This is a genomic window from Companilactobacillus jidongensis (assembly GCF_003946575.1).
In the GTDB taxonomy this organism is placed as follows: domain Bacteria; phylum Bacillota; class Bacilli; order Lactobacillales; family Lactobacillaceae; genus Companilactobacillus; species Companilactobacillus jidongensis.
Genome location: NZ_RHOP01000026.1, coordinates 1 through 26,690 on the forward strand (window position 1 = coordinate 1; position 26,690 = coordinate 26,690).

The 26,690-nt window shown below is 36.4% G+C and carries 31 protein-coding genes; 6 read left to right on the top strand and 25 right to left on the bottom strand.

Annotated elements, in window-relative coordinates; all coding sequences use genetic code 11:
- Positions 1 to 40: 40 nt before the first annotated feature.
- The 6 genes from EKM68_RS12450 to EKM68_RS12475 all read right to left on the bottom strand — a co-directional run bounded on the left by EKM68_RS12450 (position 41) and on the right by EKM68_RS12475 (position 4,601).
- Positions 41 to 388, bottom strand: coding sequence for a glycosyltransferase family 4 protein (locus tag EKM68_RS12450; RefSeq protein WP_164509447.1), 348 nt, complete (start codon positions 386 to 388; stop codon positions 41 to 43).
- Between the two features lie 10 nt (positions 389 to 398).
- On the bottom strand, positions 399 to 1,052 hold the full coding sequence (locus EKM68_RS12455; RefSeq protein ID WP_125591136.1) for a sugar transferase: 654 nt from the start codon (positions 1,050 to 1,052) through the stop codon (positions 399 to 401).
- A 100-nt stretch (positions 1,053 to 1,152) separates the two neighbouring features.
- Positions 1,153 to 1,935 (bottom strand): tyrosine-protein phosphatase, encoded by a 783-nt coding sequence (locus EKM68_RS12460; protein WP_125591137.1) that lies wholly within the window; start codon positions 1,933 to 1,935, stop codon positions 1,153 to 1,155.
- A complete protein-coding gene (locus EKM68_RS12465) occupies positions 1,932 to 2,696 on the bottom strand; it encodes a CpsD/CapB family tyrosine-protein kinase (protein WP_125591138.1) in 765 nt (254 codons plus the stop codon). Before EKM68_RS12465 ends, EKM68_RS12460 begins: the two co-directional genes overlap by 4 nt.
- A gap of 3 nt (positions 2,697 to 2,699) precedes the next feature.
- Positions 2,700 to 3,482: a YveK family protein gene (locus EKM68_RS12470; RefSeq protein ID WP_125591139.1), complete on the bottom strand. Its 783-nt coding sequence runs from the start codon at positions 3,480 to 3,482 to the stop codon at positions 2,700 to 2,702.
- A 297-nt stretch (positions 3,483 to 3,779) separates the two neighbouring features.
- Entirely contained in the window at positions 3,780 to 4,601 is an 822-nt protein-coding gene (locus EKM68_RS12475) for a glycosyltransferase family 8 protein (RefSeq protein WP_125591140.1), read from the bottom strand.
- A 71-nt stretch (positions 4,602 to 4,672) separates the two neighbouring features.
- Between EKM68_RS12475 and EKM68_RS12480 the strand changes: the two genes are divergently transcribed.
- Positions 4,673 to 5,083 (top strand): peptide deformylase, encoded by a 411-nt coding sequence (locus tag EKM68_RS12480; RefSeq protein WP_125591141.1) that lies wholly within the window; start codon positions 4,673 to 4,675, stop codon positions 5,081 to 5,083.
- Positions 5,084 to 5,190: 107 nt separating this feature from the next.
- Here EKM68_RS12480 and EKM68_RS12485 read toward each other — a convergent pair whose 3' ends face one another.
- From EKM68_RS12485 to EKM68_RS12495, 3 genes are all read right to left on the bottom strand, one after another.
- Complete coding sequence (locus tag EKM68_RS12485) at positions 5,191 to 5,559, bottom strand: type II toxin-antitoxin system PemK/MazF family toxin (protein ID WP_125591142.1); 369 nt, start codon at positions 5,557 to 5,559, stop codon at positions 5,191 to 5,193.
- Positions 5,559 to 5,822, bottom strand: coding sequence for an AbrB/MazE/SpoVT family DNA-binding domain-containing protein (locus EKM68_RS12490; RefSeq protein ID WP_125591143.1), 264 nt, complete (start codon positions 5,820 to 5,822; stop codon positions 5,559 to 5,561). The genes EKM68_RS12485 and EKM68_RS12490 overlap by 1 nt, the downstream gene beginning before the upstream one ends.
- 129 nt (positions 5,823 to 5,951) lie before the next feature.
- Positions 5,952 to 6,380, bottom strand: coding sequence for a MarR family winged helix-turn-helix transcriptional regulator (locus EKM68_RS12495; RefSeq protein WP_125591144.1), 429 nt, complete (start codon positions 6,378 to 6,380; stop codon positions 5,952 to 5,954).
- A gap of 97 nt (positions 6,381 to 6,477) precedes the next feature.
- Here EKM68_RS12495 and alsS point away from each other — a divergent pair, with 97 nt between their 5' ends.
- The 4 genes from alsS to EKM68_RS12515 all read left to right on the top strand — a co-directional run bounded on the left by alsS (position 6,478) and on the right by EKM68_RS12515 (position 9,618).
- Positions 6,478 to 8,148 carry an acetolactate synthase AlsS gene (alsS, locus tag EKM68_RS12500; protein WP_125591145.1) on the top strand — a complete coding sequence of 557 codons (1,671 nt, stop codon included), beginning with the start codon at positions 6,478 to 6,480 and terminating at the stop codon, positions 8,146 to 8,148.
- A gap of 24 nt (positions 8,149 to 8,172) precedes the next feature.
- Entirely contained in the window at positions 8,173 to 8,886 is a 714-nt protein-coding gene (gene budA / locus EKM68_RS12505; protein WP_125591146.1) for an acetolactate decarboxylase, read from the top strand.
- A gap of 161 nt (positions 8,887 to 9,047) precedes the next feature.
- Positions 9,048 to 9,278, top strand: coding sequence for an AbrB/MazE/SpoVT family DNA-binding domain-containing protein (locus EKM68_RS12510; protein WP_125591147.1), 231 nt, complete (start codon positions 9,048 to 9,050; stop codon positions 9,276 to 9,278).
- Positions 9,253 to 9,618, top strand: coding sequence for a type II toxin-antitoxin system PemK/MazF family toxin (locus EKM68_RS12515; RefSeq protein ID WP_125591148.1), 366 nt, complete (start codon positions 9,253 to 9,255; stop codon positions 9,616 to 9,618). Before EKM68_RS12510 ends, EKM68_RS12515 begins: the two co-directional genes overlap by 26 nt.
- 92 nt (positions 9,619 to 9,710) lie before the next feature.
- Here EKM68_RS12515 and EKM68_RS12520 read toward each other — a convergent pair whose 3' ends face one another.
- From EKM68_RS12520 to EKM68_RS12555, 8 genes are all read right to left on the bottom strand, one after another.
- Positions 9,711 to 10,178 (bottom strand): glutathione peroxidase, encoded by a 468-nt coding sequence (locus EKM68_RS12520; RefSeq protein ID WP_125591149.1) that lies wholly within the window; start codon positions 10,176 to 10,178, stop codon positions 9,711 to 9,713.
- Between the two features lie 68 nt (positions 10,179 to 10,246).
- On the bottom strand, positions 10,247 to 11,026 hold the full coding sequence (locus EKM68_RS12525; RefSeq protein ID WP_125591150.1) for a hypothetical protein: 780 nt from the start codon (positions 11,024 to 11,026) through the stop codon (positions 10,247 to 10,249).
- On the bottom strand, positions 11,019 to 11,729 hold the full coding sequence (locus tag EKM68_RS12530) for an ATP-binding cassette domain-containing protein (RefSeq protein ID WP_125591151.1): 711 nt from the start codon (positions 11,727 to 11,729) through the stop codon (positions 11,019 to 11,021). Before EKM68_RS12530 ends, EKM68_RS12525 begins: the two co-directional genes overlap by 8 nt.
- Entirely contained in the window at positions 11,722 to 12,096 is a 375-nt protein-coding gene (locus tag EKM68_RS12535; RefSeq protein ID WP_125591152.1) for a GntR family transcriptional regulator, read from the bottom strand. The genes EKM68_RS12530 and EKM68_RS12535 overlap by 8 nt, the downstream gene beginning before the upstream one ends.
- Before the next feature lie 182 nt (positions 12,097 to 12,278).
- Complete coding sequence (locus EKM68_RS12540; protein ID WP_125591171.1) at positions 12,279 to 12,560, bottom strand: Txe/YoeB family addiction module toxin; 282 nt, start codon at positions 12,558 to 12,560, stop codon at positions 12,279 to 12,281.
- The gene (locus EKM68_RS12545; RefSeq protein ID WP_225423012.1) at positions 12,561 to 12,824 is read right to left on the bottom strand and encodes a type II toxin-antitoxin system RelB/DinJ family antitoxin; all 264 of its coding nucleotides are present in this window, start codon (positions 12,822 to 12,824) and stop codon (positions 12,561 to 12,563) included.
- A gap of 59 nt (positions 12,825 to 12,883) precedes the next feature.
- Positions 12,884 to 13,783, bottom strand: a complete 900-nt coding sequence (locus EKM68_RS12550) for an aldo/keto reductase (protein ID WP_125591154.1) — start codon at positions 13,781 to 13,783, stop codon at positions 12,884 to 12,886.
- A gap of 101 nt (positions 13,784 to 13,884) precedes the next feature.
- The gene (locus tag EKM68_RS12555; RefSeq protein ID WP_125591155.1) at positions 13,885 to 15,015 is read right to left on the bottom strand and encodes a GGDEF domain-containing protein; all 1,131 of its coding nucleotides are present in this window, start codon (positions 15,013 to 15,015) and stop codon (positions 13,885 to 13,887) included.
- 282 nt (positions 15,016 to 15,297) lie between these two features.
- Here EKM68_RS12555 and EKM68_RS12560 point away from each other — a divergent pair, with 282 nt between their 5' ends.
- Positions 15,298 to 16,434, top strand: a complete 1,137-nt coding sequence (locus EKM68_RS12560) for an MFS transporter (RefSeq protein ID WP_164509448.1) — start codon at positions 15,298 to 15,300, stop codon at positions 16,432 to 16,434.
- A gap of 40 nt (positions 16,435 to 16,474) precedes the next feature.
- Here EKM68_RS12560 and EKM68_RS12565 read toward each other — a convergent pair whose 3' ends face one another.
- From EKM68_RS12565 to EKM68_RS12600, 8 genes are all read right to left on the bottom strand, one after another.
- The gene (locus EKM68_RS12565; protein ID WP_125591157.1) at positions 16,475 to 16,672 is read right to left on the bottom strand and encodes a type II toxin-antitoxin system HicA family toxin; all 198 of its coding nucleotides are present in this window, start codon (positions 16,670 to 16,672) and stop codon (positions 16,475 to 16,477) included.
- A gap of 89 nt (positions 16,673 to 16,761) precedes the next feature.
- Positions 16,762 to 17,070: a hypothetical protein gene (locus EKM68_RS12570; protein WP_125591158.1), complete on the bottom strand. Its 309-nt coding sequence runs from the start codon at positions 17,068 to 17,070 to the stop codon at positions 16,762 to 16,764.
- Positions 17,067 to 17,594 carry a nucleotidyltransferase family protein gene (locus EKM68_RS12575; protein WP_125591159.1) on the bottom strand — a complete coding sequence of 176 codons (528 nt, stop codon included), beginning with the start codon at positions 17,592 to 17,594 and terminating at the stop codon, positions 17,067 to 17,069. Before EKM68_RS12575 ends, EKM68_RS12570 begins: the two co-directional genes overlap by 4 nt.
- 167 nt (positions 17,595 to 17,761) lie before the next feature.
- Positions 17,762 to 20,167: a phosphoenolpyruvate synthase gene (ppsA, locus tag EKM68_RS12580; RefSeq protein ID WP_125591160.1), complete on the bottom strand. Its 2,406-nt coding sequence runs from the start codon at positions 20,165 to 20,167 to the stop codon at positions 17,762 to 17,764.
- A gap of 235 nt (positions 20,168 to 20,402) precedes the next feature.
- Positions 20,403 to 22,007, bottom strand: coding sequence for a cation:proton antiporter (locus EKM68_RS12585; protein WP_125591161.1), 1,605 nt, complete (start codon positions 22,005 to 22,007; stop codon positions 20,403 to 20,405).
- 336 nt (positions 22,008 to 22,343) lie between these two features.
- Positions 22,344 to 23,804: an ATP-binding protein gene (locus EKM68_RS12590; RefSeq protein WP_125591162.1), complete on the bottom strand. Its 1,461-nt coding sequence runs from the start codon at positions 23,802 to 23,804 to the stop codon at positions 22,344 to 22,346.
- A 576-nt stretch (positions 23,805 to 24,380) separates the two neighbouring features.
- Entirely contained in the window at positions 24,381 to 25,070 is a 690-nt protein-coding gene (locus EKM68_RS12595) for a 2,3-diphosphoglycerate-dependent phosphoglycerate mutase (RefSeq protein WP_125591163.1), read from the bottom strand.
- A 105-nt stretch (positions 25,071 to 25,175) separates the two neighbouring features.
- Positions 25,176 to 26,684 (bottom strand): hypothetical protein, encoded by a 1,509-nt coding sequence (locus tag EKM68_RS12600; protein WP_125591164.1) that lies wholly within the window; start codon positions 26,682 to 26,684, stop codon positions 25,176 to 25,178.
- Positions 26,685 to 26,690 lie beyond the last annotated feature (6 nt).

Consider the following 26,690-nt stretch of genomic DNA (forward strand, 5'->3'; position numbering starts at 1 on the left):
TGTGCATGAAAATAGGCATCCTCAATGAGGATGCCTATGGTTAAAAGTTATTCATCAATACTATTTGACAAAGAGCCGAAAAAATAAACTTAATCCTAATTAATCCCGCAATAGTACTGTGTATGTGAATTATATCTGGATTAAGTTCTTTGATTTTTTTTGAAAGTTTAATTAAGGTCACAATCCCCTTAATATTTCTTCTATACTGATACGTAAGTATTTCTATTTTTTTTGATTTTATATTCAATAACTCTTCATCTGTTTTATAGTCACTAACTAATAAATAAACCTTATCAACTTCCTTTAAAGAAATTTGACTCATAATCAAATTTTTTAAGTATGTAGCAACCCCACCAGAAGCATATTCAGCAAAATGTAATACAATCATAAATTCCTCACTAATAAGCCCCATTCGGAAACAAAAGTACACCAACAGTTCTAAACAAAATAAGAACATCATAACTGGCATTACGATGATTGATGTAATCAAGATCCAAACGAACCATTTCCTCAAATCCAACATCGTTACGACCACTTATCTGCCACAAACCGGTACATCCGGGTTTGACGGTCAAACGTTGTTTGTCATAACTTGAATATTCTTTTACTTCACTAGGCAATGGTGGGCGTGGTCCAACCAAGCTCATCTCACCTGTTAACACGTTCATTAATTGTGGCAATTCGTCGATACTATACTTACGAATGAATCGACCTACTTTGGTGACACGCGGATCATTCTTCATCTTAAACATGGCACCTTTGATTTCGTTCTGATCCAACAATTTCTTTTTCAATTTTTCGGCATCAACTACCATTGAACGGAACTTATACATTTCAAATGGTTCTTGTCGCTTTCCCAATCTAGTCTGTGTATAAAACACTGGTCCTAATGGATCTTCGATTTTGATGGCAAAGGCGACGAACAAAAATAATGGCGATAATAATATCAAGCCTATTAAGCTGGCAATAAAATCAAATATTCGTTTAATACTTCGATAAACATACCGATGCTGTTGATACTTGGAATCAACTCGGTCTTCCCAATACTCCATTATTAGCTTCCCCCTCAGAAAACACATATATTTATAAAATCACTACAATAACTGGCATTATTTTTACTACAAAATAAGTGATTTCGTTTACACAATAAATCTAAAAAAGTCCAAAGAACTTCTTTTTCTTGAGCTCCGAAATTCGTTTAATATCACCAATTTCAACATCGTCCCCATTCAAGATGTTCTTGGCATTTTGATTGAATCTTTCTGCTGTTGCGGCGCCATGTTGCTCTGTCAACTTATCGAAGGCTTCACGCATCATGAATCTACGTCCCTTGAAGTTATGAGCATCTGATGCAAAGACAAACCCCAAATTTGCCTTAATGATTTTTTCAGTTAGTGTCTGAACATCCTTGCCAAACACTCCTAAATAGCTACTACTGGTTAACTGTGCCAAGCATCCCATCTCGACGAATGAGTACAATCTGTCAGGATCTTTTTGGAATCCTTGATTGCGTTCTGGATGTGCCAACACTGGTGTTACTCCACGTGATGTTAATTCAAATATCATATTTTCGGCATATTCTGGTACTTCGTTATGTGGAAACTCTAATAACAAGTATCGATTGCCTGAATCCATAAACAAAATATCATCGTCGAAGATGGCCTTTAACAGGTCACCTGTTAGATGAACTTCTTGTCCCGGAAATACTTTTAGCGGAATATCGTTATCGATCAGATCCTGTTGAAAAGCTCCGGTATTTTTTATAACATCGATTTTGTGATTTGTATAATGTCCGTCCATATGATGCGGCGTCAACAGAATATGACTTATATCTTGATCCACTGCTGCTCTAGCCATCTCAAGGGCCATGGGTCTATCCTTAGCACCGTCATCTACGCCTGGCAAAATGTGGCAATGTAAGTCAATTAGTTTCATTTCTGTTTGTCCGCTCCATAATATCCACCGTAGTAACCGCCATAATAACTGCCGCCGTAATATCCGCCAGATTTTTGTTCGGTCACTCGATTCATTATTGCACCTAAGATATTAGCATTAACTGTCTTTAACGCTTCTTTGGCGTGTAGTACGCCGGCTTTATCCGCAATTCCCTGTGGAACTACTAAGATAGTGCCATCTACTCGCGCTGCTAGAACTTGGGCATCGGTAACTGTATTAACGGGTGGTGCATCCAGTATCAACAAGTCGAACTTATCAACTAATCTCACTAACAAGTCTTGCGTCCGCATACTCCCAAGCAACTCAGCGGGATTAGGTGGAATTGGTCCGCTTGTTATGACATATAATCCATCCACAACCGTTGGTTGAATGATTTCTTCCAGTGTCGCATTGCCTAACAAATAATTAGACAATCCTTTACGATTACTTACGCTAAAAGTCTTATGAACGGTAGGACGACGTAAATCAGCATCTACTAAAATAACTTTTGAACCTTGATCGGCCCAAGTTACCGCCATATTGTTACTAATAGTTGACTTACCCTCAGAAGGATCAGATGAAGTGAACAACAATGACTTCAACTTCTTATCGACTGATGAGAATTGAATGTTAGTTCTTACCGTCTTGAATTGTTCAGAGATCATACCCTTAGGATCAGTGTATGTTACTAGACCAATACCGTACTTCAAACTAGTGTTATCGATCTTGTGCTTTCTACGATTAAATATATGAAAGGCCATCGTCTACACTCTCCTTTGGCTAGTTTGTGCAACTAGATTAGAATCGTCTGATCCATGAAGATCTTGCTTGCGATAGATACGCTTCTTAACTTCTTCTGGAGAAATTTCATTGATGATTCCTAAATTAGTCATTCCAAGTTCATCTGTTAAGAATCGCTCTGATGTAACTGTCGTATCAGTTATTTCACGAATAAAGGCAAAGCCAATGCCTAACAATAGTCCAACAACGATCCCCGCTAGTAAGTTCAAAGTCTTTCTTGGACTAACTGGCTTTTTTTGTATCGATGCTGGAGATACGATTGAAACATTATGAATACTCATGATCTTGCCGACTTTTTTCTTAAAAGTCTCAGCTGTTAGGTTAGCAACCTCCGCCGCTGTATATGGATCAGTTGACTTGACTGTTACAGAAAAAACTTGTGAGTTTTGTTGGCTACTTACTGAGATTTCATCTTTTAAAGCATTCATAGAACCTGGATAACCAGGGTAATTATTAACTTGCTTGTCGACTGTTTTCAAAACTGTTGGACTGGTAATAATATCTTTATAAGTGTTGATCATCTGCACGTCAGCTTGAGTTTGTTGTAACTGTGCTGCTTGCATCTCGGAAGATAACTTCCTATTAACTAGTAATTGTGTTGTTGCTTGATATTTTGGTGCCATCACAAAAAAGGTAACGAATGCTACCGCCAATGTAACAACAAAAGTTGTCCCCAAAATCATTCTTATATGTTTACGAAGTATGGCAAATATTTGCATCATACTTATCGTTTGCTCTGACCCCAATGAAATCCTCCGATATAACCCCTAAATATTATTATTTCAATAAAATAATATCATTAAGTATTTAGCTACCCAACGATTATTTTGCCAGATTACCAAGTTTAAACAGCTTTGCCATCCGTAAATAGATAATATTAAATATTTTTTTCTATCAGACATGCACTATTATACATGTAATGACGGAAACTTTGTACCCCCATAAGCATTTTTATATAATTTTATAGTTATACAAATTACTTAAATCTTATCACAGTCTACATGCATAATAAGCATTGTTATAAAAATGTAATTATAATAATTTTATTTATTTAATATAAATCTAGTATTATGTGCATACTGCTTATACAATCCTGAATAACGTCCACGATATTCGGGCTTCCAAGGTTTGTCACGACCACAAAAATGTAAAACTACGGTATGGTCGATAACCCAGTCAAGATCCCACAATCCCCCGCCAAGAGCTTGATAGAGTGTGCTCATTCTGGCATCGTAATTGTAAATTTCATCAGGGATCTTCTTGAATTGATGTCCATACAAGCCATTCAAGACATCTTGATCAGGTAAGACCAAGGTTAATTTGTTTGCTTCAATATAATCGAAGATATCCTTGGCGTGAACGTGCTCACGGATTAATGGCAGATTCATCAGCAATACTCCAGAGTTGTAATAACTCTCCGCTTCATAATTACCGAGACGAAGCTTGTTGATAGAATCAGTCACATCATTAGCCAATGCAGCATGACTGGCAGCAGCATACATATTACCCTCGAAGTCTAACTTATACAATGGAAGCAAGTTATTAATAACCAAAATATCAACATCCAAATAAAGTATCCTATCCAAATTCTTTGGCAAATACTTATGTGCCAATAAACGATAATAAATTGTTTCTGGATAACGGTCAGTTGTCGGTGCATCCTTGAACTCATCCCCAATCATAATCGGATGATATTCAATATCGGTCTTATTACAAAACGAAGTAATTTTGTCAGTCTGATCCAACTTGGATTTTTGAATCACATAGATAGATAGTGGAACATTGGGCGTATTAACTTGAATTGAATACAGAGTTGTTAATAATTGATCCACCACATTGTCGTCAATTGCGAATAATAAGTTCATAGTAATCCCCCCTCGTTATGTCATTAATGTTATTGTATCATTGCTATATATTAAATTATGAGGTGAATTCCATGATCAAACCCATCAATCGGGATACGACATTATTGTCACAAAAATCTATCCCCGCTACTAAACAAGATACTGAAATTATTACTAATTTAATAGACACGCTTGAATTCTACAAAGACCACTGTGTCGGTATGGCTGCTAATATGATTGGCGTCAACAAGCGTATTCTGGTGTTTCAACTTGGTATGATACCTATTCCTATGGTTAATCCCGTTATCACTAAAAAGTCTGGTAAATATACCGCTAAAGAAGGATGCCTGTCGCTTGATGGTGAACGTTCGGTGACTCGTTATAAGGATATTGAAGTACAGTATCAAGATGCTAATTTTTCTTCGCATACACAGATATTTACTGAATTTATCGCTGAAATAATTCAACATGAGATGGATCATTTTGAAGGTGTATTGATATAAAAAAAGGTTTCCAGCAATTAAATTTGCTAGAGGCCTTTTTCTTTCTCATCAACGGGATTTAATATAATTTATCTGCAAAATTTCATCCCTAAATATTTGGATTATCGTTATAAATTAAAAAGATATTTCACACTAGTTAATAATTTTTTCAAAATAGTATCAGAGATATGTCCAATAATTTCGCCATGTCTAGCTTTGAAATCATAACTGGGTAAATAATAAGTAACTATATTGCCAATAACTCCACTTTCTTTATCAGCTATCGGAATATAAGATCCATCATCACTGTTCATAAAATCATGAGAAGTGATAGGCATTCCAGAAATAAGCCCTGTTGCCTTATTGTAATCAGAATCTGAAAGAACAACTACAGGACGACGGATATTCATATTCTTAGAATTGTGTCCGCCAATCTCATGACCAGCGTGTGGTTCAGCATCTATATAAATAATGTCCCCTTGTATGGGATATATCATCAAAATATATTTTCCTTTCCAACAGGTGTCTCACTACCAACTTCAAATTCTAGCTTATTCATGTCATTTCTGAAATCATGATTCTTAAAATGACCGTTTTTCCAAGGATTATTCTCTTCCTTCAGTGGTTTATATATTAAATTACCATTCTCTTTTTGAAGACTGAAGGACTCATTTTCAGATATGCCTGCAGATTTGGGTACTGTTATGCTCATGCTATTACCATTCTTTCGCGTTTTATAAGTACCAAGTATTTCCTTCATTTCAATCACCTCAAATGCCCACATTCTTAATAGGAAAAGTATACTGACAAAAAATAGTAATTACAAGTAATTACTATTTGAGATGCTGATATTTTGGTCGTACTATCTAAATTACGAAAAAAAATTATTTTACTCTTCCACAGAATCGGTAATCCCATCAACCACCGTTTCAATCGCACTAACCAACGGGCTGTCAGCACTGATTCCTGTATCAGCAAACCGATCGGCCCACCAATTGATTCGAATATGTTGGATTTTTCCGACAACTTCATGTCCCTTATTCGTCAACAGGAGATTCTTAGTTTTACCTGCACCATCAACTTTACTGAGGTAATCCATTTTTTGCATCTTGTTGATCTCACGAGTAGCCAAACCTTTATCAACCACCAACAATCTGGCCACCTGATTCTGGCTGATCTCTGGATAATCACCGATCGACAACAAAATACATGCCGCAGTTGGGTTAAGCTTTAGTGCATCAAACTGTTCTTTTGTATCTTTATAATACTGTCTATGCAGGATTGAAATATCCTGTGCAAGGTATCCAATATTTTTCATAGTTATCTCCAAGTGTTGCGTGTTGACAAATCAACACAAACGATTTATGTTAATAACAATAACATCACACCAAACGAATCTCAAGGAGGACATCTTAATGTCAACGAAAAAAAACGGTTCTGAAGCATTATTCAATTCAATGATCAATCAGGGAGTCAAATATGTATTTGGACTTCCCGGCGCAAAGGTAGACAAGCTTTTTGACTTAATGGAACACAGTGATAATCCTAAGGCACCTAAGCTGATCATCACTCACCACGAACAAAATGCTGCCTTCATTGCATCTGGTATTGGCCGTTTAACTGGTAAACCCGGTGTTGTCGCAACCACATCTGGACCTGGTGTATCTAACTTAGCCACTGGTCTAATCACCGCTACATCCGAAGGTGACCCAGTCGTTGCATTAGGTGGACAAGTTCCTCGTAATGATATTGCTAGATTAACTCATCAAAGTATTCCAAGTAAGGAATTGATGATCTCAGCTACAAAAGATAGTGTTGAAGTTCAAGATCCTAACAATCTTTCAGAAACATTTGCTAATGCATATCAAACTGCTATGGCTCCAAAGTCTGGTGCAACCTTTATTTCACTTCCAAAAGATGTTTTGGACGATGAAGTAACTGTTCCAGAGATCAAAAAGCTATCCCCTATTAAACAAGGTAGTGCTAACAGTGAAATTGTTGAACAAATTATCGACAAAATCAAAAATGCCAAACTACCAGTTATCCTAGCCGGAATGCGTTCATCAAGTGAAGAAGTAACCGACGCTATTCATCACTTACTACACAAGTTCTCAATTCCCGTTGTTGAAACTTTCCAAGGTGCCGGCGTTATCTCACGTGACCTTGAGAAGAACTACTACGGACGTGTCGGTCTATTCAGAAATCAAATCGGTGATGCCATTCTCAAAGACAGTGATCTTGTTATTGCCGTTGGTTATGATCCCGTTGAATACGAAGCTAGAATTTGGAATGTTGACCGAAAAGGTGAAGTTATCAACTTAGACAGTATTGCTCCTGAAATCTCAAATGAGTATCAACCAGACTTGGTTGTTCAAGCTGATATTGCCAAAACTATGCGTGACATTGCCCACAACTTGCCTACTGATATTTCCCTTAGTGATGATATGAAATCACACTTGCACCAAATGCAATTGAACTTCTTGTCTCAAGATGAGGTTCCTGCCGAAGATCCCAAAAAAGGTGTGCACCCACTAGCAATCATCAAGGAACTTCAAGATCAAGTTGATGACGATACTACGGTTACCGTTGATGTTGGTAGTCTCTACATCTGGATGGCTCGTCACTTCAGAAGTTACAAACCACGTCACTTACTATTCAGTAATGGTATGCAGACACTCGGTGTTGCACTTCCTTGGGCAATTGCCGCCGCTCTAGAACGTCCTGAAAAGCCTATCGTATCAGTATCTGGTGATGGTGGATTCTTGTTCTCAGGTCAAGAGCTTGAGACTGCCGTTCGCCTTAACTTAAATATCGTTCAATTGATTTGGAATGATGGATATTACGACATGGTTAAGTTCCAAGAAGAAGCTAAGTACGGTCGTCATGCTGGTGTAAACATCGGTAACGTTGACTTCGCCAAGTATGCCGAAAGTTTCGGTGCAACTGGTATGCACGCTAAAACAAATGCTGAATTAAAAGATGCTTTGAAGAAGGCTTTTGCAACACCTGGCCCAGTAGTTATCGACATCCCTGTTGACTACTCTGATAACAGTAAGTTCGTCTCAGCACTTCTTGAAGAATACTAATCTAGAAAGGATTATCTCAAACTTATGTCAAATTCAAATGTACTTTATCAACACGGAACACTTGCCCTACTAGTTCCCGGATTACTAGATGGAACTCTATCAATGAAGGAACTATTAAGTCACGGTGATACCGGAATCGGTACTGGAGAAGGACTTGATGGCGAGTTGATCATTCTAGATGGCACGCCTTACCAAGTCGACAGTAACGGTAAGGTCAATCTAGTGGACAGTGAATTCGCGCTGCCATTCGCCAATAGCCACTTTGCTGATTATGCTGAAATGTTAGAAGTTGAAGACATCAAACGTGATGAACTTCAAAAACAAATTTCCGAAGCCGCTGCGAGTGACAATACCTTCTACTCAGTTAAAATCACTGGTACCTTCAAGAATATGAAGACACGTGCCGTTCAAAAATCTTCAAAGCCATACAAGTCACTAGCTGAGACGGCTGAAAACCAAAGTATTTTCAATAAAGATTCAGTCAAAGGAACATTATTAAGCTACTATTCACCACAAATCTTTGATGGTGCTGCAGTTGGTGGCTTTCACAGCCACTTCATGTCAGATGAACATGACTTCGGTGGTCACATTCTAGATTTTGCATCAGTGACTGGCGTGGTTAGCTTCCAACAATTCGACAGCTTGGAACAACACTTACCTACTGATAACAAAGCTTACATGCAACATGACTTCTCACAAGATAATATACTCGAAGCCATTCACGGCGCTGAAGGATAAATCATTTGAACCAGCTACCTTTTTAAGGTGCTGGTTTTTTATTTTGCGTAATTTAAATAGTAGGCACAAATAATAATTATTGGAGATGATACATTTTGCTTGATATTAAAAGTCTGAGCGTATATCCTTTGTATACACATCAAACTGAGGAGGATATAAAAATGAGTGTGAAAATTCGTAAAGTAGGTAATTCTAATACTTTAACTGTTCCAAACTCCATTAAACCAATGGCAAAAGAATACGATGTATTTCAAGGGCGAGACGGAGTAATAGTTTTCTCTCCCAAAAGAAATAATCCATTCCACAATGAAGACTTTATTAAAACACATGACTTAACACAAAAAGAGGAATTCGGAGGACCTTCGGTTGGCAAAGAAATCCTCGACGACTAATCCTTATATTCCTCAGCAACAGGACTTGATTTTCATAAACTTTGATCCATCTTTAGGACAAGAAATAACCAAAAGACGTCCAGCAGTTGTAATAAGCAACTTAGGATATAGTAAATTAACTGGTTTGGTTGTGGTGGCACCCATTACACACGCCCATAATAATATTCTACAAAAACAAGGATATTTTATACCTATAAATAACAATCAAATTAACGGATTCATCAATCCTCTGCAATTTGCTACATTTGATTACAAGAAAAGACACTGTGAATATATCGGTCTCTTAGATACAAAAACTTTTTTTGAATTAAAAAACACAATACTAGAAATCATAACTTAATTAAATAAAAACAAAAAGGAAGCACATACGACTTGGAATATCCAAGAAATATCTGCTTCCTTTTTTATACGGTTATTTAACGATGTGCCATTCTATCCAAGTGCTGAAACAATATCAGGTTCAACCTTCTCAGGCTTAGTAGTCGGTGCATAACGATCGATAATTTGACCATCACGGCCAATCAAGAACTTAGTGAAGTTCCACTTGATACGGCCATGGCCAGCTGTTTCCTTCAAGTAAGTAAACAGTGGATCTTCTTCATCACCATTGACCTTAACTTGTTTAGTCATTGGGAAGGTTACACCATAGTGCATCTGACAATATTCACTGGTTTCCTCATCAGATCCTAATTCTTGATGGAACTGATTAGAAGGAAGTCCCAAAACTTCCAAGCCTTGCTCATGATACTTCTTATACAGTACTTCAATACCCTCAAGTTGTGGAGCTAATCCACATTTACTAGCGGTGTTAACAATCAAAACCACTTTGCCTTTATAGTCATTGAAGTCGATTCTTTCACCGTTCATTTCTACTTCTGAAAAATCATAAATATTTGCCATTTGAATCAATCCTTCCATATTAAAGTCATTATACGTTTAATATAGAAAAGTTATAACTATTTTGTTTTTTATTCCGAAATGGTTTCGACCCAATTATTCATTAGATAAATACTTACAGCTGCTTCTGCTACAGCAACAACCAAGAACACAACGATTGTTAGTGCAAAGTTGGCAGTGTAATTAGAATTAAATAACATATTAACTGAATTGTTCAATTGGTTCATAACGAATCCAACGACTCTGAGAACTAACCAGATAACAACCACATAAATCACGACATTCATGACTCTACGTCCGGTTGATGGCAAGAAATTGCTAGCAGAACGTGATGCTAAATGAATCAAATTGATTGTTGTCCAACTTAAAATAAGTATTACCAACATCAAACAAGTCATGGCTAGAACTCCCATAATAGCATTCGGAGCATCAAATGATGCACGGCCATTCATCATTGCCATCATATTAAGCGTATCAGAATATTCTGACCAATTAGGTATCGCAGCAATCAAGTAGAACACAGCTTGAGCAACAATAACATATAAATACGAAACGAATGATGTTGCCAAATTAGCCAGATAGAACTTTGTGTCACTGACTGGAATCAAGCGATAACTATCACGCGTATATTTTCTTTCTTGAATCACACTTAACATAACAAATGAGATCACGCCGGCAAGCATTGACCATCCAATTGTGATTGCTAGTGGTGTACTCTTATCCATTCCACCTTGAAATGCTGTCACAATAATGCTTACTACAATTGCAATCACGTTGATCATTAAGAAGAAATTCATGTTGCGGAACTTCTCTTTGAACATGGCTTTAAATACATTTCCAAAACTAGTCATCTTGATTGCCCCCTTCATATAGACTCTCATAGTATTCTTCAATACCCATGTCATTATCTTCACGAATCTCATCGGCTTGCTTGTGACAATTAATAGTTTTATCCTTAACGACAATGATTTCATCCAAGATAGAAGCAATCTCAGTCACATAGTGATCACTGATGATCATTGTTGATTCCTCAGGCTTCCATTTCAAAATACTATTAATTATTTTTTTACGGCTCATACTGTCGATTCCACCAAATGGTTCATCCAACAAATACAAATCTGCTTGACGTGACAATGTTAAGGCAATCGTAAGTTTTTCTTTCATCCCTTTGGACATTGCGGACAATTTCAGATTCTTATCGATCTGCAAGAAGTCGATCAGTGAATTTGAACGGGCAACATTGAAGTCTGGATAAACTGTTTGATAAAAATCAAAAATCTTGCCGACTTTCATACTTCCAGAAAATCCACCAAGGTGTTCTGTAAAGCTGACGTGACTCTTACGTTCAGCAATCTTGCTTGTTCCAGCAACTGAAATAGTTCCCTTACCGTGAGCACTGCCTGTAATAAGACGCATCAAGGTAGTTTTACCTGCACCATTTTCACCTAACAATCCGATAATCTTGCCACTATCAACTGTCACGTCAACGTCGTGCAGAATATTTTTTAAGCTGTGACTATAATTAAGTTTTTCAATCTTTAATAGTTCACTCATGTTGTCCATCCCCGCTTTCAATATAGCTCTTCATTTCGGACAATATCTCATCATCACTCAAGTTCAACGCGTGAAGTTGGTGATACATCAAAGTTAATTGTTCTTTAATTAGTTTGTTTCGTAATTGTTTGATACCTTCAACATCAGTCGTAACGAAGTTACCCTTGCCACGTTGAGATTCAATAATATCCTCTGACAGCATTTCTGTCAAAGCACGTTGAACCGTATTAACATTAGCTGTTACGTCGATTGCTAGTTGCCGAACTGATGGTAGTTTTTCACCCGGCTGCAAGACACCCGTGATGATTTGATGATAAAGATATTCTTTGATTTGATAATAGATCGGAACTTTGTCGTCAAATTTCAACTCGTCGTCCTCCTATATAGTGTATTAGTTTACTAGAACACTATAACTCAGCAATTGCTGAAATACAAAATTATTGACCTTCATTTAATTAAAATTTATATTCAGATCGTTCATCCGGATAATATTCTGCTGAAAAAAGTCCGAGGAAAATAAAATAACGGGGCGCCCATATGGACATCCCGTTATTTATCATAATGTAATTTGCACTGCACAATTATCACTTTTTCATCTTTTACATAATAAACTAGACGATTATATTCATCTATTCTTCTTGACCATAATCCAGATAAATTATGTTTTAATGGCTCTGGTTTCCCCAATCCAGAATCGAAAGCGTCACTATAAATAGATTTAATTAGTTTATTTATTCTTTTAACAGTTCTTTTATCCTCACTTTGCCAGTCAACATACTCAGACCAAGCAGAATCTAGGAACGATACTTCACGTTTACCATTTATATGAATTTATTCACCTATTAGTGGATGATTCGTACCTTTCTCATTTTTTGCCTCTTTCAATCTTTTCTCTAGTTCATTTACATTATTTTCACTATAAAAAGGATCTCTAACATCAAATGGAAGACCGCCGTCACTAATACTCTTCTTAACAAAAACGTTAAAAGCTGTAGATAAATTCATTCCCAGTGACTCATAAATTTCTGTAACCTTTTTTTTGTCACCACTATCCATACGAAAAGAAACTTGTACTTTTTGAGTTTTGTTATCCATAACTACCACCTCAACATACATTGTATGTTATATGCCACACTGTGGCTAGCTTTTTGCTTCTAAAATTTCTTAAACAAACTATCAATCTTCTTATACTCGTCATCTGACAATTGGACTTTCATCGAACCAGCATTAGAAACAACTTGCTTCTCCAAACGAGCGCCAGGAATAACCGTACTGATGCCAGGATCAGCAATATACCAAGCCAGGATTGTTTGAGCAACTGTAGCATTATGCTTCTCACCGATTGCTTTCACCTCATCCAATGCATCAATAATCGACTTGAACTCATCGCTGCTGAATTGCTTGAACTTGTCATGGTCTGATAATGCATACTTGCCAGTCAATAACCCTGATGCTAATGGGAAATATGGTACGAAAGCAATATTTTGTTCATTCAAGTATGGCATCAATGTCTTCTCTGCCTCACGATGGACCAAACTATAATTATCCTCAACAATATCCACCAAGCCATCACGATTGGCTTCTTTAATCTGATCGAGCGAGAAGTTAGAAACACCGATAGCTCTGATTTTGCCGGCTTGCTTCAATTCATTCAACGCAGCGACAGCTTCATACTTAGGCGTTGTTTCATCTGGAAAATGAATATAGAAAATATCAATATAATCAGTCTTCAATCGTTTCAAAGCATCTTCAACTGATTGTTTCAAAAACTCAGGACTGTTATTAAGTTCAAGATTATTGTTAGGATCTTGCGCTGCCTTAGTCGCGATAATGATTTTTGACCGATCATAATCTTGAATAACATCCCCAATAATTTCCTCAGAACGACCTTTACCGTACATATAAGCAGTGTCGAGTAACTCAATCCCTGAGTCGAGAGCCTTCCGGACCACTGCATAACCATTTTCATCCTTTAAATTATTGAATAGATTATGTCCACCAACTTTGTTGGTACCTAATCCTAAACTTGGAATTTGAAGTTTTTTAGTTGCCATAATATTCCTCCTTGTATTTGAAAGTATCACAGGTTCAGTTTATGCTTGTTAGCTTTTTAAAACAAAAAAAGTCTCTCCTCATCTGAGAAAAGACTTCAATTCTAATCAACTGTTATTTGCATACGACCATTACGCTTGGAGTGATAAAGGTTCTGATCAACTCGATTATAAAAATCAATCGTCGACTTATCATCACTACTTACTTCTGAAACACCAACTGAAATTGATATTCCAATTTGATTTGTATCGGAATGAACTTTCATATGATTAATCGCTATAAAAATTTGATTAACTATCGACCACGTATCGTCAATTTCATATCCGGGAAATATTATATTGAATTCCTCCCCGCCAGTACGATAGAAACTGACGTTAGAATCATTTTCATCCAGAACAGTTTGTACAACCATGGACGCATGTTGCAAAACTCTATCACCTGCCATATGTCCATATGTATCGTTCACATGCTTAAAATGATCAATATCAAACATCATCATAGACAGAGGCTCATTATTTTTACGACTTTGATTAAATAAATATCGAATATCATCAGTGTAAGCCGAGAAATTCTCCGTATCAGTCAATGTATCATGACTAGCAAGTCTTGCCAATCGCAGCTTGATGGCACTATCCTGTGAAAGCATGGCAATATACATGTATAGCAAAATTTCAAAAATAATCAGATAGATCCATTCCTGTACAAAGGTTATCCACGATATATGAAATTTCAAGACCATCCAAAACCACAGTATTCCACCAAACATAACGCCAGTTAACATGTAATTCGTAAATGCAAAATGGTGATCCCGATACTTCACACGTACAACATTTAGAACCCAGAAGAATGCCATCAATGTAATTGCATGACCCCAAGATTGCCAATATCCAATTGAATGGTTAAACACCATATAAACCAAGACTATCGGCCAGAACGAATAATACGGAACATGAATATTTAAAAAATATGCACAAAAGGTTACTGCAAGTAATTGAAAATTCATAAACTCCCACGAAACACTGGTACCAACGACAGATGTCTGAATACTAAAGACAAATACCAGCATATAAATCACGCCATACCACGAATTTAGCGTATCATCGTCAATGTTAATATTCCAACTGTGATTCATCGAAGTTAGCCAATTAAAGGTAACACTGTAAAGTGCAAATACACCTAGGACGAAAAAAACACTAGTTACAAATGGTGCAACATTCCAAGTAGACCATGTCATTGATACACCTTCTTTATTAAATAATTCATACAATGGTTAACACAATAAAACCTATATTAGCCTAATTACTTACAGATGAAAAGGGCAATATAATATGGATAGTCTAAGATATAATCATTTTATTCAACACAATCATACTATAAATCAATTCAGCAAATTAACTTGTCACATACTTTAAAACGTAGTATTCTTAAATAAATATTATTCCGATAGCAAACGAAATGTTTGTCATGTTACTAGTAACACTTCTACTAGGCTGGGATAGCCTAAGGAGTGTTTTTTTTGTACAAAAATAAAAAGATCTTACTAATTTTATTAACCGCTGTGAATTTGCGATTATCAATTACGGCTGTAACACCACTTTTTACGAGTATTCAACATGCTTTAAAAGTTGACAGTTCCCTCACCGCTCTATTGGTGACCATCCCCTTATTATGTTTCGCAATTGGTGCAATAATCACACCGTGGCTCAACAAAATTATGAGCTTAAAATTATTATTACTTATTTCAACCGGATTACTAACTATTGCCAATCTCATTCGTCCCTTCAATGTAATAACATTAATTCTCGGAACTGTATTAGTTGGTATGGCTATCGCCACATTAAATGTTTTGATTCCAATCATGATTGCACAAACATCGTTCACTTCAACCGAAACAACTAAAATAACCAGTTATTATTCTGTTACGATGAATATCGGTGGTGCAATATGCACCGCCACTGCTATTCCGTTAACTAATATTATCGGTTGGAGATCAGTCTTACGCAGCTTTGCGATTCCTGCACTAATAACTTTTATCATTGCACTATTATTTCTAACGACCTATGCACCACGGCAAAGCAGCGATACAGCACATGAAGGCTTATTAAAAACCTTTATATGCGATAAAACGACACAAATTTTAACCATTTTTATGGGACTGCAATCATTAATTTATTACAGTCTCATCACTTGGTTACCCGCAATTTATCAAAGCTTCGGTGCTTCGACTAACGAAGCAGGAATCTTATTATCAGTGTTCCAATTCATTGGCATACCAGCCGCTCTAATGATGAATCTTATTACTAGCAAGAAGCATCTTTTTTATTTAATAGGTGTGGGCTATCTAGTGGGAACTGTTACCATTATGATTCCTCAAATAGGTTGGTGGATATCCGCCATTACTTTAGGCTTAACCGGATCACTGATTTTCAGCGTTGCTCTTAATTTGATCTCGACAAGTAGCACTAGCATCACCAAAATTGCTAACAGATCCGCATTAGCTCAATCTATCGGTTATCTGCTAGCTGCAGTAGGACCATTTGCGTTAGGACAACTGTATGATGCCTTCAGCAATTGGCATATTATTTTGATTATCTTATTAGTATTGATGATGCTAACTACTATTCTTGGACTTAAAATAAGTACACAAAAATAGTGCTCTAATCTAACGATTAAAGGGCACTATTTTTGTCTTTTCAAACTTGCTTGATCCCTGCTTGCTTCAATATCTTACTCTCAATGCCATGTTCCAATTCCTTATCATTATGGATTGGAACTGGGAGCGTAACATTGGTTTTAGGATTATACATTTTGAGATGTGAGCCATTTTGGGATTTTTCTACAAATCCATTTTGTTTTAATAATTTAACTATCTTATGTGATTTTAATGCCATTTTATTTCACTAACCTTTTCTTGTACGGAACTATCTACTCCTAACTAGTATCCCATAAATTGTTGGATTAGTATCTTATGGCGACTTATTTACGAAACTACAATTTTAAAATCAAAATTATCTAAATAATATTTATAACGTTCGCTGAACTCCTCAATATTATCTGTAATATTCATTCCCTTAAAATATGGATCCATTTTTTGAACAGACTCAAAACTTTTTGAATCTGTCTGTAGCATATGCATTCCATATATTCTTTGTAACCCTTCAATACTTCCACGTAATAAATTCATATGTTCTTCAACCTCGGAAAAAATTTTGCTGGAATAATGGTAAGCATAGTCTTTCCCGTCTGACTCAATTATTACTATGTAGTGAAAATATGGTCTTGATTTCATTTTTGCCCTCTTCTCTCTTCTTCATGACGATCATGTTCGAGATAATTTATTAATTCGTTAGAGCTATCCCATATTTGAAATTCCCATGGGAAATGATTATTTTCATCTTGAATGTAACAATGAAACGCATGATAATTTCCGTCATTTCGATAATAGTAACGATAAATAATAGATTCTTCTTTTAAATTAAAAAGTAATCTCTCAATTTGTTCCATTTCTTTTGTAACATTGTCTAGTATTATACGTTCTCCAAACAAATCATTCAATATTTTAGAAACATATCTATGTCTATTAAGATTATGTTTAATTTTTTCTATTATCGTCGTTACTTTCTTTACCCGGTATCTAAAATTATATTTATCTTGTAAATTACGAAAATATTCTTTGTTAAAATCAGTCCAATCTTCTAATTCGGAAAGATATTTAATCAATTCAATGTTCATAAAATAATCATCAGATACCATCAAATCAACCGATAATTTTCTAAGATTATGAATCACCTCATTATCATCATAATAATTCAAAGTAAACTTTTTATAATCATTAGAACAATCTCTCAAAAGATTTTCGATTATTTCTAAAGTGTTTAATTCTATAGTATCTACCCCATTTCGTAATTTATTCGTTCAATATAAAATTACGAAATAAAATAAAAAAAGATCACACAATTAAGTGTGATCTTAAATTAAAATTACCATTCATAATCAGTTGGATCTTGTAGTCCATTTCCTGTGGCCTTATCCAACATAATTCTTTGTTCGAAGTGAGCAACGTTACGTTTTGTTTCTTTGACCATATCTGGGTTAACAGATACATAATCAATCCCACTTTGAATCAAGAAGTTAGTGAAGTCTGGGAACTCTGAAGGAGCTTGTCCACAGATTGAAACTGTCTTTCCATCTTTGTGTGCTGTCTTGATCAAGTGACGGATAGCACGTTTAACAGCAAGATTACGCTCGTCAAACAATGGTGAAACAGTATCATTGTTACGGTCACAACCAAGAAGCAGCATTGTTAAGTCATTGGATCCAATTGAGTATCCATCAATGAATTGGTTGAATTTGTCAGCCAAAATAATGTTTGAAGGGATTTCAGCCATCATGTAAACCTTGAAGTCTGCATTTCTAACTAATCCTTGATCCTTCATGATTTCAGTAATCTTTTGAGCTTCTTCGACTTTACGAACAAATGGAATCATAACATTCAAGTTCTTCAAACCAAAATCGTTACGAACTTTCTTAACAGCTTCCAATTCAAGTTTGAAGGCATTGATGTATTTAGGATCGTAGTAACGTGAGGCACCACGCCAACCTAATAGATCAGCTGGTTCGTTTGGCTCGAACTTCTCTCCACCTTTAAGGTTACGATATTCACTTGACTTGAAGTCTGAAAGACGTAGAACGACAGGTCTAGGTGCCATGGCACGAGCAACTTTAGAAACACCATCAGCTAACATATCAACAACTTTTTCGGGATGACCTTGTTCGATCAAGTATAGTGGGTGCTCGTGAATATATGATGTCCAGATGAACTCTTCACGCATCAAACCAATTCCGTCTGCTGGAAGTGATGAGTATTTGTCTGCTAAGTCTGGATCACCTAAGTTCATCATTACACCAGTTGCAGTTGGAGCAAATGTTTCTGCGGCAACTACTTGTCCGGCTACTTGCTCACCTGAACCTGGTTTCTTAAGAAGAGCTTCAACCTTACCGCTGTATACAATACCATTCTTGGCATCAACTGTTACTACATCGCCATCTTTCATGGCATCAGTTGCGGCAGCACCTTTACTACCAGTTCCGACGATACATGGAATCTGCATTTCACGAGATACGATAGCAGCGTGACAAGTCATACCACCATTATTTGTAACAATAGCAGCAGCCTTCTTCATAGCTGGAACCCAGTCAGGTGAAGTCATCAATGTAACAAGAATTTCACCCTTCTTAAATTGATCAATATCCTTAGGATCATCAATTACGTGAACAACTCCACTAGCTACACCAGGACTTGCTGGTAATCCACGAACAACAGCTTTAGCATCTGATTCTGCAACCACGTTATCATCTCCAGTATCAGTATCTGAATCATTTTCCTTTTTCTTTTGTGACCAGAATGTTTCTGGACGAGCTTGCACGATCCATAGACGATTTGTGTTTACATCCAGAGCGTATTCCATATCCATATAGCAGCCATAATGCTCTTCGATCTTCTGAGCATAACCAGCTAATTCAATTACTTGTTCATCAGTAATAACTTGTTTGTCTTGTAGGTCTTCAGGAACTGCTTCTTCCTTAGTACCACCACCTGGAACTCTTGATAATTGAATTGTTTGCTTAACAACATTTTTTTCAACAATCTTTAGAGATTTTTTGTCTATTACGAAGTGATTTGGAGTAACCTTGCCTAATACAATGTACTCACCCAATCCACGAATTGCGTCGATGACGATCTTAGTATCATCACCATTAGAAACATTAACAGAGAACATAATTCCTGATGCCTTAGAAAAGACCATCATTTGAACAGCTGCTGACAAAGCTACTTTTTCGTATGGGAATTGTTGCTTGTTACGATAATAAGTAGCACGAGCAGTAAATAATGAAGCGTAACATTTTTGAACACTTGTAACTACATCTGCTCCACCCTTAACATTCAAATATGATTCTTGTTGACCGGCAAATGAAGCATCCGGAAGATCTTCAGCTGTTGCAGAAGAACGAATAGCAACGAAGGGATCTGATTGATCCATCTTTTTAGCAAGATCTGCATATGCCTTCTTGATATCATCTGCCAAATCATCTGGCATTTTAGCACCAACAATCAAGTCACGAATCTGCTTGCAAGTTGTGCCTAATTCATCTGAGTCCTCATAGTCCTTGATACTATTAAGAAGTTCTGTAACCTTACCATTTAAACCCGTTGAGTCCATAAAATATCTGTATGCTTTTGCTGTAGTTGCAAAACCATAAGGTACCGGCAAATCCATCGAAGAAGTCATTTCTCCTAATGATGAAGATTTACCCCCAACCAAACTAACATCCTCACGATGTAATTCATTGAACCATAAGACATTTGCTGTATCGCGATTAACCATGATATTGCCTCCTTTTGTATGTCGGAAAAAATAAAATAAATTTAATTATGATAGCGTTTCCATCTACAAGTTAATTGTAGGGCTTTTGTGAATAAAGTTCAACGTGCATCTTTAAAATTGAAGGTTCAATGTTTGCGATAATATTACGGTGATTTTGCGGAAAAAATTGGACCACACAGTTTGTGTGGTCCAAAAAGACAAAAAGAGACCTCACAAAATATGAGGTCTCTCTTGTTTACCTGTCGACGCCATACTTCAATACCACCATTTCAGCCATCGTAATTTCACGATAAAGATTATTAAATAAATCTTCACTGATTTCATGCTTTATCTCATATTGTTGTGATAGATAGGTTCGTTCAGTCTGGAATACTTGACGATAAATTGACCTAAGCTCACGCATTTGATCTGGTGTATATTCAGCATGTCTAACCATTCTCTGCCATTCACTAAAAAATTGTCGGACGGTGGTGTGACCATTCTGTGACCTTAAATCAAAAGTTATTGCATCCTTAAATTCTTGAGATATTGACATTGACCACAAAGCTTGAATTCCGGTATCAATCATCTTCCCACGAATATTCGACATTTTAACCTCTGCATCAGGATCCGATTTTATTTTTGGCAGTAACCAACGAAAGATAATAGTAGGAACCAGCAAACTCAAAATGATTAATAAACTTTCTGACATTAAGACTAGATTAAAGTCCGTCGTCTTAACTTGAGTCTCTGCAACTGTGAATGCCAAAGCAAATGTAACAGCACCATGAATTCCGCCGAGAGCAAAAATCCAGGCCTCACGATTAGAGATTCTGTGGAACAATCGGACATAAATATAACGAATCAGTAAATTTGCCAAATAAAGAATAATTCCCATGAAAACCCACAATAATGAACCACCATAACTCACTGATTGATCCAAAGTTATGCGTACTAACATAATACCTAGTACAACAAAAACGATACTGTTTAAAATATCACTTAATAATCCAACCAATTGGTAAATATCACTAGCTAATTGTGGATTAGCCAATGCGCTCCGCTCGCCTTCAGCGTTGTGTACTAAACCAGCAAACACGACCGCGATGATTCCTGAAACACCTAATCCTTCAGCACCAAAATACAAAACAAATGGCGTCATTAAATAAATCACTTTGAGCGGTGTTCCATTATTGTATGTGTTATTGATAAAATTTAGTTTGGATCGTAGCATCAGTTGACGAATATAGACAATCAAGGCACTAACTACTCCACCAAAAATAATTCCACCACCTGCCGAATAAATGAAGTCCCACAGTGTTTGTGGATAATTAACATAACCATTGACATACCACAGAATTGCCATATTCAATAAGATGATTCCTGAAGCATCATTAAACAATGATTCTAACTTCAAACTAACTTGTTCACGACGAGGTAAAACACGTCCCATCGTTACAGATTCAGTGGCCGTGGCATCGGTCGGTGTGCTAATCGCCGCCAAAATAAAAGCTAATGGCAAGCCCACACCAGTTAATAAGTGACTTCCAAATCCCGCCACAACGGCACAGAGTGTCACCATCCCCACCGTCAAACTAATGATTTCACCAACATGTTTCCCCACTAAGTTCAAACGTGTATTTTGCCCTTCAAAATATAATAATGGGGCAACAATCAAGCCAATAAAAATTTCCGAGTCAAATTTGTCGATCAATCCGTTCAAGAACGGGATAATTGCGATTCCTGCACCAAGCAACATACTAACGTAGTTTACAGACAACCTTGGCAGCCAACGACGATTAATGATAATACTAAGCATCGCTGAAACGACCAATACCGCGGTTGAAATAAGTAACCCCATCTGAATACACCTCATTTTAATTAAACTAACCAATATGGATTATTATATATTATACATTTAGCATATATGAGACGTCTCAAAAATGATAAAAAAATAGAACTACACAATAATGTGCAGTTCTAAATTATGGAATCCATAAGTAACTCTAAGTGGCATAGTCGCTAAAAAGAACAAAGGAATACGGTCGCACGGAGGCGACCCCATAAGTAACTCTATGCGACATTAGTCGCTAAGAGTTACTAATTTTACTTACAACGTTCAACTTGTCATCCAAGTCATAAACAACTGGTTCACCAGTAGCCATTTCATCTTCCCAGAATGGAATTACATTAAAAACTACTTTATCAACTTATAATACTGATTTGGAGACGTCGGAGCTGATGCAACTCGTTCAAGAATCCCCATTTTGACAAGATGATTTAATGCATTTCTTGCAGAACTTAAACTATGCCCATCAGCCACTTCATACAATTCACGAGTGCGAACGCTACTATGCTCATATGCAAGTCCAACTGCTGCCTTTTCAATAAAGTTTAATTTTTGCCAATCTTTTCCAATTTTCGATTCCAAATCATCATTTTTTCTAAATGAACGCATAACAATGTTATTTTTTAAAATTAGATTAACACTGTTCGTGTCCACTTCGTAAATAGGATCATCTAAAAAGAACTCATTCATATCCTTATAAATACGATCCACACCCTCACCAAATTCACGTACCCAACCAAAATCAGTTAAGGCACGGGCAATATACGGATTTCTGGAATAATGCGTTCGTCTAATATTTTCAGGTGTAACTACCGCTGGCAAACTACCTGGACTATGGATTTCTAATCGATCATCAAACATCAATATTCTGACATCATCGCCAGTGTAATTATATCCACGATGTGTGACTGCATTAACAATTCCTTCAAGCCAAGCCCCTTTAGGATATTCTGGAATATCAACAAATTTCCCTATTTTAGTATCTAAACTAGAAAATGTCCGCAGCTGAGCTTCCAAAATATTACTTGTCAACTGTAACATTTTATCTAATGGTCCTTCGATTCTAATTTGCTTAACAATATTCATGTCGGAACCGATTTTTGCTTCCCGACCTTCATATCGAATAAATCTAATTCTTGCTCCAGGAATAAAAGCAGTTGGATATTTAGAAAGTAATAATACACCAGCCACAGTAAGTCGATAATATATTTGATCATTTTTATCTCTAATCCGTTTTGCTAGTCCCTTAGGAAAAAGCAAATCCCAAAGATTATCTCCATCAAAGCCATAAAGGTCTTTATACTTATCAACAGTTTCTGGATCAAGATCATCCAAAATTGCTTCATCGATAACCTGACTTTCATATGCTCTAATCCCTTTATCAAATTCCAAATTCTTACGTTCTTCAAACGTGGTATGATGGGTTTCATCACCCAATCTAAGATATACCTCGTCCCTTTTATTCATATATAGTTTGTTATCAGTTGGTCGTACTGTTAACAACCATATTTCATCAGGAACTCCCTGACTGTTTACTATCTGCTTAACATGTTTTTCTATCTCTAACGTTGGCACTACCCGTTGAGAACCAATTTGAAGAATGTCATTTTTCTTTTGAGATGAAAGTAAATTAATTCCTTCATATTTTCTGTCTCTAATACCTAAAGCAACCGTTCCACCATCAGCATTAGCAAATGCTATCAAAATATTAGCAAGCTTGTTTAAATCATATAAAGCACTCTTTCGATCGAAAGTTTTGCCTTCTGGAATACTTAATAAATCCCTTTCTTCATACTTAGGAGTATTCAATTGCACACCTCATATTTTTATAAAAATAATAATCCCATTAAACTTTGAATAATTTATATTAACTCTACAAAATTCTCTCAGCTCCATAAAACTTGACTTAGCTTTGCAGAACTACTCTCAGCTCCGTAAAACTTAGTTTAGCTCTACAAAACCGCCTTCAGCTCCGTAAAACTTGGTTTAGCTCTACAAAACCGCCTTCAGCTCCGTAAAACTTGGTTTAGCCCTACAAAACTGTCTTCAGCACTGTAAAATTTGATTTAGCTTTGCAGAACTACTCTCAGCTCCGTAAAACTTGATTTAACTTTGCAGAACTACTCTCAGCTCCGTAAAACTCAGTTTAGCACTACAAAAATTCTCTCAGCTCCGTAAAACTAATTCTTACATCTTTAACACATTTCATTATACCAACTTTATCACAGGCAACCATTCAAATAACACATTCTAAAAAAGTATAGAAAAAAATACGACCCGCACACACTGTGCAGGTCGTATTTTATATTCAACTAGATTAACGGTATACGGTCGCACGGAGGCGACCCCATAAGTAACTCTATGTGGCAAAGCCACTAAGAGTTACTAATTAAGCTTCTTCTTACTTACAACGTTCAACTTGTCATCCAAGTCATAAACAACTGGTTCACCAGTAGCCATTTCAACATCCATGATGTCAGCATCACTAATGTTTTCAATGTATTTTGTAAGGGCACGTAGTGAGTTACCATGTGCAGCGATGATTACGTTCTTGCCATCTAGCAATTTAGGAGCGATTTCATCTTCCCAGAATGGGATTACACGTTCCAAAGTAACTTTAAGGTTTTCACCACCGGGAACGATTTTTGGATCCAAGTTAGCATAACGACGATCTTTAGCAGCTGAACCTTCGTCAGTAGCTTTCAATAATGGTGGCAATGTATCGTATGAACGTCTCCAGATATGAACTTGTTCATCACCATATTTTTCAGCTGTCTCAGCTTTGTTTAATCCTTGAAGTGCGCCATAGTGACGTTCGTTAAGTCTCCATGTCTTTGTTTCAGGAATCCATAATTGGTCACAGCCTTCAAGTGCATAGTGCAATGTCTTGATAGCACGTGTCAATACTGAAGTATATGCTTGATCGAATAGGATGCCTTCTTCTTTAAGAAGCTTACCAGCGTTTTGTGCTTGCTTTACACCTTCATCACTAAGGTCAACATCAACCCAACCAGTAAATTGGTTAGATAAGTTCCATTGACTTTGTCCGTGACGAATGAAAACTAATTTTGCCATTTCAAAATCCTCTTTTCATTTCTTATACAACATTACATTTTACACGAAAACACCAATAAAAAAAAGTCAGTTTCATGTAAACTGACTTTATTTCAATTATATATTTTAGACATTACCAACCGGTGTAGCATTCTGGTAATTTTCAACATCACTTAGTGTCGAAATGTCCATTTTGATTTTAGAATTCTTATTCAAGTAACTATTAACTTTGTCGCTCCCAGCAAAGACGGCTGTAACTTGATCTTTACCACTCAACAAGTCAGTAATGACTTTAGCGTTTTGACTTTGCGTCATAATAACAGGAATTACTTCAAATCCCTTCTCACGCAATGACAATAACTTCTTATAGTAGGCAGAATCGATCGATACAAAAATCGTAGCTTCAACTTGGCGAAGTGCTTGATTCTTCAACCACCAAATAATCAAGTCTTCATCAGTATCAAATGTACTGATCAAAACATTACCTTGAGTGAATAGTTGGATGTATGGATCGTCATTGGTATAACTCTTGATCAAGACCAAAGTACCATCTTGACGATAGAAGTTTTCACGAATAACTTTGTTAGGATCATGATGATCGTAGAATTGAGTTGCGGAAATAACTCCATTAACATCGAAGATATCTCGGCTCAATAACTTGGCATCATTGTAGTGACGAATAACTTGTAACTGTTGGTTAGCAGTACGAGATACTTCCATTACTAGATTATCATCAGCATCCAAAATCTTATCAGTCTTATCACTGATATGTTGAATTCTATATGATTCTTCAAATGGGATTTCAGCAGGAGTTGCGGCCATATTCATTGAACGACCTTGCAAGTCATTGTACATACTCAATAAGTATGAATTAGGATCGACCCAACCAGCATTCTGATAATTCATCCAAGTCTCATTGACTTGATCATCATAAGCAACTGAAATAGCATTAGCCATCAAGTTATGACTTGCCAAAGTTGATGTGATCTGTTGCCACATCTTACTTACGTCATTTTCTGGATTAGCATTCAATTGATCAGTGAAAATGAAATAATTCCGATTTGGATCAAGATAAATTTCATTAGCCATCTCATCAGTATCAAACCATTTTCTCAACAAAGTATTGATCTTCGTAATACGTTCAGTTGCATTGTCTCTTGTATCCGTTTGATCACTACCAACACTGCGCAGAACATGATTGCAGTATCCACGATCAGCTAACAGCTCATGACGTAATTGACTCTTCAAGTTTTCACTTTGAGCCAAAGTATCTTGCAAAGTATCCTCGGTGTCCTTCCAGTCTTGAGAATCAGCGGCTTCAGGAACCGGCTGTTCCTCATAGTAATTACCATTAACTTCTGGCGAAGTATTTTGAGCTTGCCCCTGATCATTACCGAAGTCTTGATACTGTTGATCCATCATTTGTTGAAAATTTTGTTGGTTATTGTATTGATCTGGTTGTGGCTGTTGTTGTTGTTCAAATTGTGGCTGTTGAGGTTGTTGATTAGGATTTTGACCTTGATTATTGAAGTCAAAATTCGTTTGTGGTTGATTTGAGGACTCATTTTGATAATCATCACCCGCATAATCATTTGAATAATCATTGTCCTTCTTTTTTCTATCAAAAAATGACATACACCT